The sequence below is a fragment of the Streptomyces sp. NBC_01445 genome (assembly GCF_035918235.1).
GTDB lineage: Bacteria > Actinomycetota > Actinomycetes > Streptomycetales > Streptomycetaceae > Streptomyces.
This window is the reverse complement of sequence record NZ_CP109485.1, coordinates 2,265,368-2,280,560: the sequence shown is the minus strand read 5'-3', so window position 1 is coordinate 2,280,560 and position 15,193 is coordinate 2,265,368. Positions and strand designations below refer to the sequence as shown.

Sequence of the window (15,193 nt, the reverse complement as noted above, 5' to 3'; positions counted from 1 at the left end):
CGTCGACCCCGGGCCGGAGGGAGGAGGTGCTCACCGCGATGCCTCTGGCGCTGCTGCTGCAAAAATTCACCGGTGCGCTCGTCGCCACCGCCAGGTCGCTCGCTCCGTGGACGGAGATCGTCACCCTGGAGTCCGCTGTCGTCGAGCGGGTGCGCAGCATCTTCCTGGCCCACTGGTTCGGTGCCCCGCCACCCATCGATGGCCTCGCTCTTCTCGCCCGTGTCATGAACACGGACGAACTCGACGCACGGTTCGCAGCCGCGCGGAGTCCCGCACCGACCGGTCCTGGCGGACTCCAGTTGGCCGAGCCGCTGTCCGGACTGGCCGGCATGGTGGCCGGAATGGTGATGAGCCCGCTCTGGGCGGTCCTGGGTGCCGGGATGTTGCTCCGGTTCGGTGGTCTCAGTTGGGCGACCCTGGTGGCCGCCCTGGTGTGGGTCGCTGTGCCCTTCCTGCTCGGGCTCGGACTCCGGGAGGCCCCGGCGGCTACGGTTGCCCTCGCCGGTGGTGGTCTGGTCGGCGGGGGAGTGGGGCTCGCCTTGGTCGCGACGCTCAGCGACCGCCGGGAAGTGCGGGAGGCGTACGACCTGCTTGGCGCGGCTGCTCGCTGCCTCGACGCGGCCGTCCGGTTCCTCGAGCGGCTGACCGGCCCCAGGACGTCCGAGGACAACCCCCTGTTGGCCAGGCTGCTCGCTTTGGGTGACCGGCTGGCGGCGCTCTTCGCGCAACTCCTCGGCACGGTCGCCTTCCTCGTCCTGCGCGTCGGGCCGACCCTGGTGCCGTCGGCCCGCACTCTGGCCGGACTCGGCACGCTCGCGCGCGACACGGTGACTGTCCTGACGACCGTGGGAACCGGCTTGTTGGACCGGCTCGACGAGGTGCGGACCGGCCCCCTGTCCTTCACGGAGGCACTCCAGGCATTCCTGACGTTCGCCCGAAAGGTCCTGACAACCGTCGGGAACGTCGCCGCCGGCCAACTGGGCATCCTGGTCGAGGCGGCGCGCCTCGCGGGGACCGCGGTCGCCGACAAGTCGGAGAAGTATGCGGGTGAGGTCGGGGAGTTCGTGACGCGGCTTTTCACCGAGCATCCGGTCGTCCGGACGTTCGTCGTGCTCAAGCGGCAGATGGACGTCGCCGTCAAGGAGCTGGCCAAAGGCGGTGACGGACCGTCTGAGAAGCCGAGCGGCCCGAGCTTGTGGAAGGTGCTGCTGCCCCCGGTGCCGGACTTCCCGGCCCTGCCGGCGGCGCCCGATCCCAAGCAGCTGCGCCGGGCCCTCGGCTCCGGCTCACTGCCCGCCCTGGACGCGGACGCGATCGTCCGCGCCGCAGAGGAGATCGAGCGCACCTGCCACGACGTCACCACCATTGAACTCGGTCCCAAAGCCCGCGCCGCCCTGACGCGGGCGGAGCACCCCCGGAGCGCCCTCGCCGACGAACGCTCGTCTCTGGAAGCCCGCTTCGGAAAGCCCGAGAGGCTCATGGCCTTCACGGCAGAGAGCCTCGCCGAGCTCCGCGAGCCGCTTGTGCCACTCCTGGAGCGGCTCCTGCCGCCGGCCATGCGTGGCGGCGTGCTGTCTACCTTGGCGCCACTGCTGGACGCCCTCGACGCCCAGAGCGGGGCAGGCGCGGCAGCCGCCCCTGCCGCCAAGGGGGCGCGGCTTCCCGTACGGGACCTGCCCCAGGCGGACCGGGTGCGCCCGGTGGTGAGGAGGCTGCGGCTGCGGCTGCCGGGAGCCGACCCGGCCGATGCCCGCCGCTTCCAGGACGCGCTGACCGAACGGCTCCGGTACCGGACCTACCGCGCCGACGAGGCAGAGCCCGCCGGGACGGGAAGCCGCTGACATGCCCATCGATCTGGCTGCGGTGGCCGCCGTCTTCACGGCCTCCCTGACGCTCCAGTGCACCGGTGTCCAGACGGCGGACAGGAAGATCGCGCCCGTGCTCGATAGGCGCCGCCGCGCCGTACGGATGGTGGAGCAGGCATCGAGGCAGTTCCCGATCCTCCGCTTCCACAATGGGGCCGTGAGCGTACGACTGGCCTCTGACCAGCGGAGGATGCTCGCCCACGCCCCGGTCGTCTCCTTGCCCCTGGGGTCGGCGCGGGGCGGGCTCGACCTCATCGACAACATCGAACGCGCCGTGGCGCCGCTGAGCGCGGAGACGTCGTCGGCCCTCGTGATCCCGCGGACCCTGGTCACCGTGGAGGGGGTGCTCGCCGATATCGAGGCGTCCGTACGCGGCTACGCGCACCCGGTGCCCGGCGCCTTCGACCCGGCCCACCGCCGGGCGGTGGATCTCTTCGGGCTGGCGGGTCTGGCCTTCCGGTCGCTGGCTCAGGCTTCCCGGAAGGACGGGGAGATCGACGTCCTGGCCGCACGTGTCCGCACCGCCCTCGCCGTCCTGGGGGTGCCCAGCGGGCCGGGCACGCCCACGGCGAACGTCGCACCGTCCACGACAGGGCACGGCGCGGCGATGCCACCGGGCTCCGCGCAGCCCGCGGCGGGCATCGGCCCGGGAACGTCGGACGCGGCGGAGACCGCCGTGCTCGCCGGTGTGGTCATCCTGGCGGCGGTCCCCCGTGTGGTGACCGTCCTCGGTGAGGCGGCGACCCGGTTCGCCGCGTTCACCGTGCTCGGCTACGCCGAGGCCATCGAACACATGGTGCTGAGCGTGCGCCGCACCGCACTGGAGACCGTCTTCGCAAGCATCGGCGTCATGGCCCGGAAGGCCTCGGCGCTCGCTTCGGCCGTGTACGGAATCATCGGTGTGCACGTCTCCTTCCACCTCCGGCTCGCGACCGTGCTCGGCAGCGGAGTGGCCTCGTCTGTCAAGGACTTCCTCGCCCGACTCACTGCGTGCCTGGCGGCCTGGGTCCACCTGCTGCGCGTGGTCACCGAGCTGATCGAGGCGATCACGCCCGACGCTCGCACTCTGCCGCTGCCGGTCGGCGATCCGCTGTCGCACTACGCCGAGGCGCCTGCTCTCCGGTTTGAGTCGCGGTTCCCGAACCTCGGCGAGGCCCTCTTCGGAGACGGCCGTGGCAGACGGCTGACCGAGGCCGTCGACCGCGCCGAAGGTGCCCTGCGCGACGGACTGTCACGCGCCCCGGGGGACACCGGCCACGGCCTGGACCGCCTGGCCGCCTCGTTCACGGCGGAGGGCGAACGGGCGTCCCGGATCGCAGTGGGTGATCGGTTGGCCCAGGCCGCACGACAAGCCGGACGCCTGTCCGACGTGGTGGCCGGCGACGAGGTCGCACGACAGCGCGAGGCCGTCGACCGCGTGCCCGAGGACACCCTCGGCAAGGCCTTCAACACCTGGTTGGCCACGGGTGGGTTCGTACTCATGGGGGAGGCCCTCTCCCTCTACGTCCGGGAACTGACCGCCTTCTGGCGGACGAGGGCGGACGAGAACGCCACGGCCGGGCGCCCGCCCGCACCGCCCACCTCGCCCCACATCCTGCACCGCCGGGCCCGGCTCAGCCGTGTCCGTGTGCCTCGGCTCACGCTGCGCGTGCCGCCGGGCCGGGCGCTCGACGGCGACCTGGCCGACGTCCTGTCCGGGCACTTCGCCGACGCGGTGCACGGGGCGTACCGGGAAGGCCTCGGCCGCCTGGCCGGACGCGGCGGCGAAGGGAGCGGCTGACCATGGACGATGAGGAACTGGTCCACCAACTCGGCCTGCTGCTCACCCAGACCCGCTTCGCCCGCCGGGCCCTGGAAGACATCGAGCGCTCCACCGCTTCGTACGGCACATTCGCCTTCACCTCGGTGATCACCGCCGGCCCCCGGTTCGGCACGGCGCCCCTGCAGTCCGGCGCCCTGATGGTGCACGTGGTCAACCTGTCGGACCTGGAACCGGGCCGTGGCTTCGGCGACTTCCTCCAAGGCCTGCTCGGCGGAGTGGGGGCCCTGATCGGCAATGTGGGCGGTGGTCTCCTGGGGGGCACGGCCGGCTCCTTGCTCGTGGCCTGGCACCTTCCCACGATCCTGAACATCGCGAACAGCGTCGAACGCATCCTCATGATGATCGGTGTGGGGGCGCCCAAGGTGGGCACCGCCGTCGCCCACCCACCCGCCGCCGGTGGCGTTACCGTGCCGACATTGGCCGCGGCCCCCGGTACGGCCGCTGCTCCACCGGGTCCACCCGGGGCCGCGACCGCCCTCGGCCAATGGGGTGAGATCCGTGCCGCCGTCGAGACCCTCACCGGCCTCTTCCTCGCCGCCACCACGCCGGGCCGGCCCGGGGGCCCGCCCGGCCCCGAGCCCACGCCGCAGGGTGCCCGCTGGCTGAGGATGCTGGACGACGCCTCGATCTCGCTCGAACGCATCGGTCGACTGGTGGACGGCCTGGTCATCGCCCTGCCGATGACCATCGGTTCACTCTCATGGCTGCTCGCACACCTCCCCGACATGCGCCTCGCCATCGCCGAGACTCTGCGCTTCGCCCTGCGGATCGCCTTCCTGTTGCGCGGTGCCGTCACCCTCACCGTCTTCGACACCCTGGCGATGGTGGCGCGCATGGCGGCCGGAGTCGCGGCCGTCCTGGCGAGCACGCTGCAGGGCATCCTGTCGGCCGTGTTCGCCACGGTCCGCGAAGCCCTGCTCGCGGTCTTCGACCTGGGGTCCGCCCTCGGCGCGGCGATCGGAACAGCGGTGAACCAGCTGCTGAACTGGCTGGTTCCTACGGTGGACACCATCCTGCGCAACTTCGCCGAGCTGCGGGTCTTCCGGGTTCTGACCCACCTCATCCGCATCCTTCCGGCCGTCCTCCCCGCGCTGGTTCAGCTAAAGACGGGGAAGCCGATCGAGGATGCACAGCTGGTGAAGGACTTGCACGAGGCCGCCCAGCTGAAGTTCCTCGAGGCGCTGGCCCCCGGCGCCGCGGGCACGCCCGCGAAGCCGCCCGAGCCTCCGGACCTCGGCGCGGCCCTGCGCGACGCTGCGGTGGCCGGGCGCGCCATGGGAGCCCTTGAGCGGTTGCAGCAAGCGACCGGAGATGGACTGCGGTTCCTGAACGACTCCGTACAGGGCGGCATGCGCGCCCTCGGTGACGAGCTCGACACCGTGGCCGAGCGGGAGTCGACCCTGTCCGACCAGGCCCTCGGCCGCCAACTCGCCACGTTGCGCGAGCACTCCACCGACCTGGCCGGGAACCTGGTCGTCGAGGCGGCCCGGAAACCGAGCACGGGCCTGGAGACCGTCGCCGACGCGTACGAGAAGTGGCTGACGGGCGGCGGCCTGGCCACCATCTTGACGACGATCACCCGGCACCTTGGGAGCGAGCGGGGAGAACCGGGAGCCTTCCGGCCCAAGGACGAGGGCCCGCCAGGGGACCGGGCGCGGGCGACGATCGTCATCGACGAGGTCGTCATCGAGGTGGGCGGCGCGCCTGGCCCGGCCGGACCGCCCTCACCCGACGAGCCCGCCCCCGGACGGCTCGACCCCGGCGACTTCCCGCCGCCCCCCGACCGTGACGACATGGAGCGCTATGCCCGCATGAGGTTCGACTACGACCTGCGCGGCGGCAGCGGCCGTTTGCCTCTTCCCACCTAGGAGTCCCGATGGACCGGCGGACCGGCTACCTGGCGAACATCCTGCATGCTCCCCCGTTGATCTTCCGCTTCCAGTACAGCCCGGAGCTACTTTCGGAGAAGAAGACCTTCGAGTACCGGGAATCCCCCGACTTCGGTGCGTGGAACTTCGACCGGACCGAGAAGGGAAAGGCATTCGGCGGCACGCTCGGTGGCTTCCTGGACGACGTCAAAGAGATCGGCAGCCTGCTGGTGAACACCAGGGGCCAGCAAGCGGTGATCGGCAAGCCCCGCACCTTCGCGCTGGACTTCGCCCTGGACGCCAGGCAGCAGCCGGACATCCCCGCCGCCCAGGCGCGCGAACCGGTCGTCGCCGGGGACAAGCGCTTCGGCGGACGCATCGAACCGAGCCTGGCGGTGCTGCGTTCCTTCATGAACCCCTCCTGGGACCCCGTCAGCGATCTGCCGTCCTGGATCTCCGACCCCAAAAAGTTCGGCGCGCCGACCCGACCGCCGTTGTGCACACTCAAACTCGGCGGCATCGATCTCGACTGTGTGATGACGGACCTGAACATCAAAGTCACGATGTTCAAGCCGGACCTCACACCGGAACGCGCGGAGGTGAGCCTCACGCTGACCGAGCAGACCCACTCGTTCTCGACCAGCATGGACGTCATCGGCCGGGTCATCGAGGTCGTCAAGTCGTACAAGCACATCGACGGCGAGGACCTCGTCCAGGCCGCGCCGGTCCTCGGCGCTGTACAGAGCTTCTTCGACTGACAGGAGGGCAGCCATGGCCGTGTCGATCACCTCCCGGTACCGCGGTCTTGCGGTGTACGACGCCGTCGACGCCTGCGGGACGGTCCACCCCACGGTGGAGATCCGTCGTCACACGGCGCCGCCCGCGGACTCGCCCGACTTCCGGCACCACGTCACCGGAACGGAACAGATCGAGGACCTCGCCTGGCGGTTCTATGGTCACAGCGACGCCTGGTGGTGCATCGCCGACGCCAACCCGCTGGCCTTCCCGCTCGATCTGCGGCCCGGCGACGCCGTGGCCGTGCCGGCGACCCCCGGCATCGGCCGGGTCGACCGGGAGCGAGTCCTGTAGATGGGTGACGCGAGCGACGAATCGACGGTGGCCGTCTTCCTGGTCAGCGCTGACGGCAAGGACTGGCGGGACGTCTCCGCGCCTGTGCGGTCCATCGCCGTGGAGGATCACGACCGGCTCACCGACAAGGCGGTGGTCGTCCTGGACGATGCCACCGGACTCCTCGCTGACGCGGCCTTCGAAGGGCTGCAGGTACGGCTGACCCTCGGCTGGCGCTCCCAGTACGCGACGCTGTTCGAAGGGGAGATCATGAGCGCCCGCGTGGTCGCCGGGGCACGAGGACAGTGGGTCGAGTTGACGGTGCTCGACTTCAGCTTCCGTATGTCCCGCCGTGCCCTCGACCCAGCCGAGTGGCGGCCGGGGGAGCGCCTGAGCGAGGTGCTGGAACGCATCGTCGGGCGCCCCGAATACGGCATTGCCACCGGCCGCATCCAGCCCACCGACGACGCGCCCATGGACACCGTCCGGCCGACGCGCCGGGCCGGACTCAACGAGTGGGAGTTCGTGCTCGGCCAGGCCGAACACCAGGCCTGTCTGGCCTTCGTCGAGTTCGACGGCAAAGAGCGCTCGAAGTTCTACTTTCTGCCCCTCACGACGCTCGCCGAAGCGCAGCCCGTGGGCGAGCTGCGCTACAACCGGGGGACCGGCGACCTCATCCAGTTCGACTACGAGCGGATCAGTGCCGCCGCCCGGCCCCTGCTGGAGCTCAGCACCGTCGACCCCGCCTCGGGCGCCGTGGTGAACCGTTCCGCACCCCCCGACCCGCCCAGGCCCGCCCTGCCGGCGCCCGCCATCGGACGGGCCCGCGACGCCACGACCGCCCAGCGCAAAGCGGTCGAGGCACTCGCCGACGTGGCCGCGGCCGCCACAGGCCGGCTCCGGCGTCCCGTCGAACGCCTGTCAGGCGGCGCAGCCGCGGCCCCCTCCGACAGCGCGCTGCGGGTCGCTCCCGATCCCACCCGCAGGTTCGGACTGCACGGACGTGGCGTCGCCACGGGCACGGTGCTGCTCCGGGCCAAGTCGCTCGTCACCATCAGCGGAGTGGCCCCCTGGGCGGAGGGCAACTGGTATGTCACCAAGGTCAACCACGTCTTCAGCCGCGATTGCGCGCCTGGCGACCCGCGGCCCGGCTACTACACACAGTTCACGGCGACGAGGTGAGTCCATGCAGTCCGACGAGTTGAGCCGTCATGTTGGCCGCTACTACGGCAAATACCGCGGCAAGGTGGTCGACAACAGGGACGACCTGCACCGCGGCACGCTCCAGGTGACCGTCCCCGACGTGTTCGGGCCCACGGCCGACGTGCCCGCCGTCCCGTGCCTGCCGTACGGGCAGTTCTTCGTCCCGCCCGTCGGCACGGACGTGTGGGTCGAGTTCGAGGCAGGAGACACGACGCGCGCCGTGTGGGCCGGCGTCTGGTACCCGGACGGCACCGCGCCCGAGGAGGCCCGAGTCTCACCTCCCCGCCACCGGGTGATCCAGACCGAAGCCGGCCACACGATCGAGATCGTCGACACCGAGGGCGAGGAGCGCATCCTGATCCGGCACGCCACCGACGCCTTCGTCTCGATCGACCACGACGGCAGTGTGCTGCTCGCCAACCGGCAGGGCTCGCATCTGCATCTCGACGCTGCCGAACGGACGACCACGCTGGTCGAGGAGCACGGCAACCATCTGGTGATGGGAGAGAGCGGAACCGCGTTCGTCAACCCCAAGGGCACAACGCTCAACCTGGCCGGGGACACCGTGCACCTCAGCGCGGACACCGTCGTCCTGGACGCCACCCATGTCGCGGTAGGCACCGGTGCCGGGCAGCCGACGATCCTGGGGACGGCGTTCACCGCGCTCTGGAACAAGATGCTCAACCACACCCACCCCGCTCCGGGCGGGGCTACCACCGCATCTGCCGAGCTGAAGCTGCTGCCGCTGGACGACGCCGTGCACCTGACCAGCTCGGTGGTGGTGAAGTGACGAGCCGCTGCCATTTCCCGCCGGTCCCGGCGATCCCGGTGCCGAAGCCGGCGCTGCCGGGGGTGCCGGCCGTGCCCGTGCCGCCGGCTCTGCCCCGGTTGTCGGTGCCCGAGCTGCCCGGCCTGCCGGCGCCGCCGGTCCCGGCGATCCCGGTGCCGAAGCCCGCACTGCCGGGGGTGCCGGCCGTGCCCGTGCCGCCGGCTCTGCCCCGGTTGTCGGTGCCCGAGCTGCCCGGCCTGCCGGCGCCGCCGGTCCCGGCGATCCCGGTGCCCAAGCCCGCACTGCCCGGCCTACCGGCCCCTCCGACGCTGCCCCCGCTGCCCGCCCTGCCCGCCCCGCCGCCTTGCCCACTCGACTGATCAGAAGGGACCGTCATGCCCGAGGTACGAGGAGCGGCGTTCCCGTTCCGTATTGACCCGCGGACCGGAGGGGTCGCCTGGTCGGCCGGTGACGTCAAGATCCGTGAGGACCTCAAGGCTCTCCTGCTCACGAGATTGGGTGAGCGGCCGATGCTGCGCGACTTTGGTACCCGCGTGCACGGGCTGGTCCACGAACCCGACGACGACGTGACCGCCGACTTGCTGCGCAAACAGGCCCACGAGGCGGTTGTCCGCTGGGACCGGCGGATCGTGGTCACCCGCGCCAGGGTCTCCCGCGCCGACGGCCAGCTCCACCTGGAACTCGACTACGTCCGCGCCGAAGACTCGGTCGGTGGCCGGATCACCGTGCCGCTGAGCTGAGGGAGCCACCGCCGTGAACCAGACCTCCACCGCACCGCCGGCCATCGACTACACCGACAAGGACTTCGGGTCCCTCCGGGCCGCGCTGCTCCGCCTCGCGGAGCAGCGCCTGCCGGAGTGGACCGACCGGTCTCCCGCGGACCTCGGGATGCTGATGGTCGACCTGTTCGCCTACATGGGCGACGTGGTCCTCTACTACCAGGACCGGATCGCCAGCGAGCTGTTCCCGCGCACAGCCTCCGAACGCAACGGCATCGTGGACCTCCTGCGGCTGATCGGGTACGAGCTGTACCCGGCGGCACCGGCGATGGCCGACCTGACCCTGACCTTCCGGTGCCCCGAGGCTCCGCGCACCGTCACCCTGCACTACGGTGACCGGTTCACCACCAGGCCCCAGGACGGCGCCCCCGTGGAGTTCACCTACCTCGGTCCCGAACTGGAACTGGCCCTCCTCTCCGATCAGATGCGATCTTCGACCGACCCTGACGCCGGCCCGCTCGTCCACTACGACGGCCTGCCGGTCGAACAGAGCCGCCTGACGGACCCGGCGGTCGTCATCGGATCCTCCACAGGCGAGCCCGGCCAGAGCTTCGCGTTGCCGCACGAGCGCGTGGTGACCTCCTCGGTCGTCGTCGAGATCAACGAAGGGGCCAACTGGGTCGCATGGGAGCGCAAGGACGCCCTGCTCTTCGACACGACGGAAGGTGTCCCCGTCGTGCCCTCCGACCCCGAAGCCCGGCACTACCGGCTGCTCACGGACGGCTCCGGCACCGTGCACGTCGTCTTCGGCTCCGCGCGGCCGCCGAGGACCGGCACCGACAACGTCCGCGCCACCTACCGCGTCTGCCAGGGCTCGGCGGGAAACGTCGTCGCCGGAACGATCTCGCAAGCCGCGACCGAGATCGCGGAGCTGCACCGAGTCACGAACCCGCGGCCCGCGGCCGGCGGCAGTGACGCCGAGCGGGCGGACCATGCCATCAAAAACGCCCCGCTCGCCTTCCGGTCGGTTGGCCGAGCGGTCACGGTCGAGGACTTCGCCGCCGTCGCCCACGGCACCGGCTGGGTCGCCAAGGCGCGTGCGCACAGCACCGCATGGAACCGTGTCGACCTCTACGTTGCACCGGCCGGTGACGAGTGGCGCCCCGTCTCGGAAGCCCTCCGGCAGCGCCTGACTGGCTATTTCGAGACCAAGCGGCTGGCCGGCACCATGGTGCACGTCCAAGACGCGCAGCCCGTCCCTGTCGACATCTCGATCCAGCTCCTCGTCGATCGCCGCTTCGCCCCGGACAGCGTGGTCGGCGAGGTCGAGGCGGTGATCGGCCGGCTTCTCGCCTTCGACCGGGTCGACTTCGGGCAGACGCTTTACCAGAGCGACTTCTTTGCCGCCGTCGAATCGGTTCCGGGCGTCGTGTCCGCGACAATCTCACGGCTGCGTCGCCAGGACTCACCGGTCCTCGATCTCGACGCTGAACTCGCCCGGCACGACCTACCTCCACTCGCCCAACTCCCCTCGTTCCTGCGCGAGGCCGTCACGGCAGACCGGGAGACCGAGGAACGCCTCACCATCCACACGTTCGAGATTCCCGTCCTCGGCACCCTGGACGTGACGGTCGGCGCGAGCGCCCCATGAGAATCGAGACCTTCACCGCGCGAGCGGATCTGATGGGGCGCCGCGTCTGGCTCCACTGGACACTGCTGCCGCAAGTCCAGGCCGGCCGGGCGGCCGCGCCCCGCCTCGTCGTACGACGCAAGCGCCGGGACTTCGCTTTCCCGCCGCTGGAGCCCCAGGATCCGTACACCGTGTACGACACCTCCGACGCGTTCCTCTCCACGCACCCGTCGCTCGTGGCCACCGAACTTCCCGCCCGCGAGCGCACCGAAGGCGACTTGCGGATCAGGGAGGAGACGACCACGTACCTGGAGGTGGTGAAAGGCGCCCCGGACGAGAGGCTGCGTCGCGTCCTGCGCACGGTACTCGCCCCCGACCACTCCCTGCTGCGGCAGGAGGTCGAGCTCCTGGACGTGGGCGGTACCGGCAAGGCCCTCGTACCGGGGGTCACTTATTACTACCGGCTGGAAGCCCCCGAGGCGGACGCCGCGACACGGCAGGAGCTCCAGGCCACCGCGACACCCGGTGACCTCCACGGGCTCCACCGCAACCTCTACGACCTCGTCCCCGAGGTGTACCGGCGGCACGACACCGTGGCCCGCGAACCCGATGCTGCGACCGGGTTGCTTCCCGAAGCATCCACGGCCGGCGGGCAGTTGCGCCGGTTCACGGACCTCTTCGGTGCGGGACTCGACGCCCTGCGGAGTTCGGCCCACGGCCTGCTCGCCCTCAGGGACGTGACCTCGGTTGACCACCGGTTCCTCCCCCTGCTGGCCCAGTGGATCGGTTGGGAGCTCACTGCCCACGGGAACATCGCCGGGCAGCGCGACGAGATCGCGTCGGCGACCCGTCTGTACGGAGCCGTCGGTACTGTCCCGGCGCTGTGTGCCGTCGTCGGCCACCACACCGGCCGGTCCGCGCTGGTATCAGAGTCTGTCCAGCACGTGGCGCGGAGCAATGCGGCCCCCCAGCGCAACCTCTTCGCGGCGGTACTGCGGGACGACTCCTGGTGGGGTGTCGACGTCGACGCCCCGGTGCCCGGCTTCGTCTCCCACGGCCCCGAGCCGGCCGGCGGGACGAGGACCGGAGCCCCCGGAGCCCCCACCTCGGCGGGCCTGGTCTCACTGCGGGGCGCGCCCCAGGGCAGGCTCGCCACGGTCGTGGACGCGCGGGGCCGGGTCTCGGTCGTGCACGCCGACACCGCTGACGGCCCGCCCCGCCTGACCGTCAAACCCCTCCTCGGAAGGCGCTGGTACGACAGTCGGCCCGTGGAGGAGCGCCCCGTCGCCCCAGAGGCCGATCCGGCGGCCGTCGCCCTGGCCGACGGTTGGACCTGGCTAGCCTGGGTCGAACATCCGGGGACAGCTGCGGCCCGGCTGCGCTGGCGCCGAGGTGCGTACCGTCCGCTCACGCCGGCGCAGTTGCGCGGAGCCGCGAGCGGACCCTTCCCATTGGTCGTCGGGGCCCGGATGGTGGTGACCGGATACGGGGCAACCGAGACGTTCACGGTGGACGCCTCCGACTACGCCGATCCAGGAGCCGCCACGGCGACAGAGGTCGCGGCGGCCGTCGAAACCATGCTCACCGGCGTCGTCGCCGCCGTCTCCCCGGACGGATCCCTGACCCTAAGTACGAAGAACGCGGGACCGGACGTCGAGCTCCGGGTCGACCTGGCCGCCTCGACCGCGGCTCGGTCCCTCGGCTTCGGCGACCGGCACCGCACAGGGCGCGGCGGTTGGGACCCGGCGATTGACTGGGAGCCCGCCTCGTGCGTCAACGGCGTCCCGGTGGGCCGCCATGCGGACTGTACGGCCGTGGCAGAGTCCGACGATGCCGTGCGGCTGTTCTGGAGCACCTGGACGGGCAGCACGTGGCGCCTCGCCAGAACGCGCTGGGACGGTCGACTGCTCGTGTCCACCACGGCCGGCGTCGCCGTGCAGGCCGAGAACGGCACCTGGACGGCGCTGTCGACGGACGACGGACTGCCCGACGACGACGTCCGGGGCGTCGCCGTGGACGCCGACGGACGCGAGTGGTTCGCCACCGCCGCCGGGGCCGCCGTACGGCTACCGAACGGCACCGTCACGGTGATGACCGCGGCCGCCCCTGGTGGGGGACCGGCCGACGACGACCTGCGCGCGGTGGCCGTGGCGCTCGACGGCACGGTCTGGTTCCCCCACGGCGCCGGAGCCAGCGCGCGCCGCCCGAACGGCTCCTGGGTGACGGTGGACCAATCCGGCGGCATGCTTCCCTCCAACGACGTACGACACGTCGTCGCCGACGGCACGGGAGCGGTCTGGTTCGGCACCGCTGACGGCGTCACTCGGCACGGCACTGACGGCACATGGCGGACGTGGCGGACCGCCGACGGACTGAAGGACACGGACGTCCGCCACATCGCGCCCGTGCCCGACGGCTCGGTCTGGATCGCGACGGGCGGCGGCGCCTGCCGCATCGCTCCCGATGGCACGGCGCACCCCCTCGACTTGGCCGCGGCCGGGCTCGGCCTGGCCGTGGCCGACGTCCGGTGCGCCCTCGGCGAGCCGGCCCTCAGCACGGCGGTGCCTGAACCGGCCACGGCGGGGCCGCTCTGGCTCGCGACCGTGGGCGGCCTGGTGGAAGTACGGTCGCCTCGGGACGTACGGCTCCACACCGTGGCCCACGGGCTGCCTAGCGACGACTGCCGAACGGTGGCCGCCGGCCCGGACGGCGCAATCTGGGTGGGCACCGCGGGTGGCCTGGCCCGTCGCGGCCCGGACGGCCGCTGGCAGCACGTCACCGACCCAGCCACGCCGTTCACCGGCCTGATCCACGGCCTGCACGGGCCGTGGGCGGCACCCCTCTGGTTCCCTTCCGCAGGCGCGGGCGACCGCGACCCCCATGTCGTACGGGAGGGGACACGGCTGTGGCTGGCCTGGGCCGAGCGCCAGGCAACGGCCGACCCCGAGGACACCTGGCTCCTCCGGCTGCGCCACTGCGACCAACCGACGGCCGCATGGAGTGAACCGGTGTCGGTTACGACCCGGCCTGTGAGCGGCGCGGAGCCGTCGGGACGGGTTACCGACCGGGGGCCGTCGGTACTTCCGCTCGGTGGCGGCGCGGCCAGGCTGTTCTTCCGCTCCGATCGCGCGGGCGGGAGCCAGCTCTGGTGGGTGGATGTCACGTCGGTGGGAGCGGCAGGACTACCGGTCCAGATCACCACGGGACCGGCCGCGGACGGACATCCGGCAGCCGTCACGCTCTCCGACGGGACGACGCTGCTGCTGTTTCGCAGCGACCGCAATGTCCCGCTCGGCGAACTTGGCCACGCTGATTCCCCGTCGGAGAGCGGCCCGGGCACCCGTCGTGCCTCCGAGCAAGCGACCGTACGCAGGTTCGCCGGGTCTGTCAGCGCGACGCTCGGCGACCGGACGCGCAACGAGAACCGGGGCCAGTTCGGGGATCTGCTCGACTACACACCCCAAAGGCCCGCCGGCGACCGCCTGCTGCCGCACGAGCGGTACGCCCCCAACACGATCACGGTCCATCTCGACCGGAGTAGCGCGGACGGTGCGCTGACGCGCGCGGATGCCGAGTGGGTCCGGCGGTTGTTGGAGGGCTTTCTGCCCGTCAATGTGCGTGTCGTGGCCGTGCCGCTGTCGGGCGAGTTTCACGAGAACGAACAATGATGAGTTGCACGGTGGCCCCGTGCCGGAGAAAGAGATGGGGGAGTAGCGTCATCGTGGCTGTCGACACCTTCGATCCGCTGCGGCGCTAGGTGCGGGTCAGGCTGCAGCAGGGGGTACCCATCGTCGACGCCGACGTCAGCGAGCGGGAGGACATCGAGAAGTTCGAACTGCGCGCCTTCCTCAAGTGGTTTGTCGGCGACGGCGTTTCGGAAGGGAACAACGGTTTCCGGGTCGAGGGAAGGTCGCTGGACAAGGACTTCTGGGTGCTGACGGGCTTCCCCGGGACTGAGCCCGTCGACGCGCTCTCCTGCATCGGGCGGTGCCTGGTCGAGGGCCTGGACGTGATGATCGACGAGCCCGTCAGATACACCGACCATCTACTGCACGAGAGCCGTGGGGCGCCGGCAGCCGACCTCGCCGCCCATTGGGACGTACCGTTGGTCCCGCCGCTCGACTTCCCCGGCGAGGACACCGTCCTCGTCGATCTCGACGTGTGGGAGCGGCTGGTGACCCCGACCGACGAGCCTGCACTCGTCCACAGCGGGCTCGGCACCGAGACC

At 71.4% G+C, this 15,193-nt stretch carries 12 protein-coding genes; 11 read left to right on the top strand and 1 reads right to left on the bottom strand.

Translation table 11 applies throughout. The features are described from left to right. Positions 1 to 38 precede the first annotated feature (38 nt). Genes OG574_RS10645 through OG574_RS10595 form a run of 11 tightly spaced genes read left to right on the top strand, consistent with a single transcriptional unit; the run spans position 39 to position 14,633 of the window. Positions 39 to 1,841, top strand: coding sequence for a hypothetical protein (locus tag OG574_RS10645; protein ID WP_326772970.1), 1,803 nt, complete (start codon positions 39 to 41; stop codon positions 1,839 to 1,841). Position 1,842: 1 nt separating this feature from the next. Then, positions 1,843 to 3,645 carry a hypothetical protein gene (locus tag OG574_RS10640; RefSeq protein WP_326772969.1) on the top strand — a complete coding sequence of 601 codons (1,803 nt, stop codon included), beginning with the start codon at positions 1,843 to 1,845 and terminating at the stop codon, positions 3,643 to 3,645. Positions 3,646 to 3,647: 2 nt separating this feature from the next. After that, entirely contained in the window at positions 3,648 to 5,555 is a 1,908-nt protein-coding gene (locus OG574_RS10635) for a hypothetical protein (protein ID WP_326772968.1), read from the top strand. Positions 5,556 to 5,563: 8 nt separating this feature from the next. Continuing rightward, positions 5,564 to 6,313 (top strand): CIS tube protein, encoded by a 750-nt coding sequence (locus tag OG574_RS10630; protein WP_326772967.1) that lies wholly within the window; start codon positions 5,564 to 5,566, stop codon positions 6,311 to 6,313. A gap of 13 nt (positions 6,314 to 6,326) precedes the next feature. Then, positions 6,327 to 6,644, top strand: a complete 318-nt coding sequence (locus OG574_RS10625; RefSeq protein ID WP_326772966.1) for a hypothetical protein — start codon at positions 6,327 to 6,329, stop codon at positions 6,642 to 6,644. Next, positions 6,645 to 7,805 (top strand): hypothetical protein, encoded by a 1,161-nt coding sequence (locus OG574_RS10620; protein ID WP_326772965.1) that lies wholly within the window; start codon positions 6,645 to 6,647, stop codon positions 7,803 to 7,805. A gap of 4 nt (positions 7,806 to 7,809) precedes the next feature. Next, complete coding sequence (locus tag OG574_RS10615) at positions 7,810 to 8,616, top strand: phage baseplate assembly protein V (protein ID WP_326772964.1); 807 nt, start codon at positions 7,810 to 7,812, stop codon at positions 8,614 to 8,616. After that, on the top strand, positions 8,613 to 8,975 hold the full coding sequence (locus OG574_RS10610; protein ID WP_326772963.1) for a hypothetical protein: 363 nt from the start codon (positions 8,613 to 8,615) through the stop codon (positions 8,973 to 8,975). Before OG574_RS10615 ends, OG574_RS10610 begins: the two co-directional genes overlap by 4 nt. A 15-nt stretch (positions 8,976 to 8,990) precedes the next feature. Then, positions 8,991 to 9,356, top strand: coding sequence for a GPW/gp25 family protein (locus OG574_RS10605; protein ID WP_326772962.1), 366 nt, complete (start codon positions 8,991 to 8,993; stop codon positions 9,354 to 9,356). Between the two features lie 13 nt (positions 9,357 to 9,369). Further along, a complete protein-coding gene (locus tag OG574_RS10600) occupies positions 9,370 to 10,986 on the top strand; it encodes a baseplate J/gp47 family protein (RefSeq protein WP_326772961.1) in 1,617 nt (538 codons plus the stop codon). After that, positions 10,983 to 14,633: a hypothetical protein gene (locus OG574_RS10595; RefSeq protein ID WP_326772960.1), complete on the top strand. Its 3,651-nt coding sequence runs from the start codon at positions 10,983 to 10,985 to the stop codon at positions 14,631 to 14,633. Before OG574_RS10600 ends, OG574_RS10595 begins: the two co-directional genes overlap by 4 nt. On the opposite strand, the gene OG574_RS10590 is transcribed toward OG574_RS10595, so the two are convergent. Next, positions 14,615 to 15,010, bottom strand: a complete 396-nt coding sequence (locus tag OG574_RS10590) for a hypothetical protein (RefSeq protein ID WP_326772959.1) — start codon at positions 15,008 to 15,010, stop codon at positions 14,615 to 14,617. The two genes, OG574_RS10595 and OG574_RS10590, sit on opposite strands and share 19 nt — an antisense overlap. Positions 15,011 to 15,193 lie beyond the last annotated feature (183 nt).

Coding starts and splice junctions, on each gene's coding strand:
- OG574_RS10590 (WP_326772959.1), bottom strand. CDS start 15,010: ATGGTCGGTGTATCTGACGGGCTCGTCGATCATCACGTCCAGGCCCTC.
- OG574_RS10595 (WP_326772960.1), top strand. CDS start 10,983: ATGAGAATCGAGACCTTCACCGCGCGAGCGGATCTGATGGGGCGCCGC.
- OG574_RS10635 (WP_326772968.1), top strand. CDS start 3,648: ATGGACGATGAGGAACTGGTCCACCAACTCGGCCTGCTGCTCACCCAG.
- OG574_RS10605 (WP_326772962.1), top strand. CDS start 8,991: ATGCCCGAGGTACGAGGAGCGGCGTTCCCGTTCCGTATTGACCCGCGG.
- OG574_RS10630 (WP_326772967.1), top strand. CDS start 5,564: ATGGACCGGCGGACCGGCTACCTGGCGAACATCCTGCATGCTCCCCCG.
- OG574_RS10640 (WP_326772969.1), top strand. CDS start 1,843: ATGCCCATCGATCTGGCTGCGGTGGCCGCCGTCTTCACGGCCTCCCTG.
- OG574_RS10620 (WP_326772965.1), top strand. CDS start 6,645: ATGGGTGACGCGAGCGACGAATCGACGGTGGCCGTCTTCCTGGTCAGC.
- OG574_RS10645 (WP_326772970.1), top strand. CDS start 39: ATGCCTCTGGCGCTGCTGCTGCAAAAATTCACCGGTGCGCTCGTCGCC.
- OG574_RS10615 (WP_326772964.1), top strand. CDS start 7,810: ATGCAGTCCGACGAGTTGAGCCGTCATGTTGGCCGCTACTACGGCAAA.
- OG574_RS10625 (WP_326772966.1), top strand. CDS start 6,327: ATGGCCGTGTCGATCACCTCCCGGTACCGCGGTCTTGCGGTGTACGAC.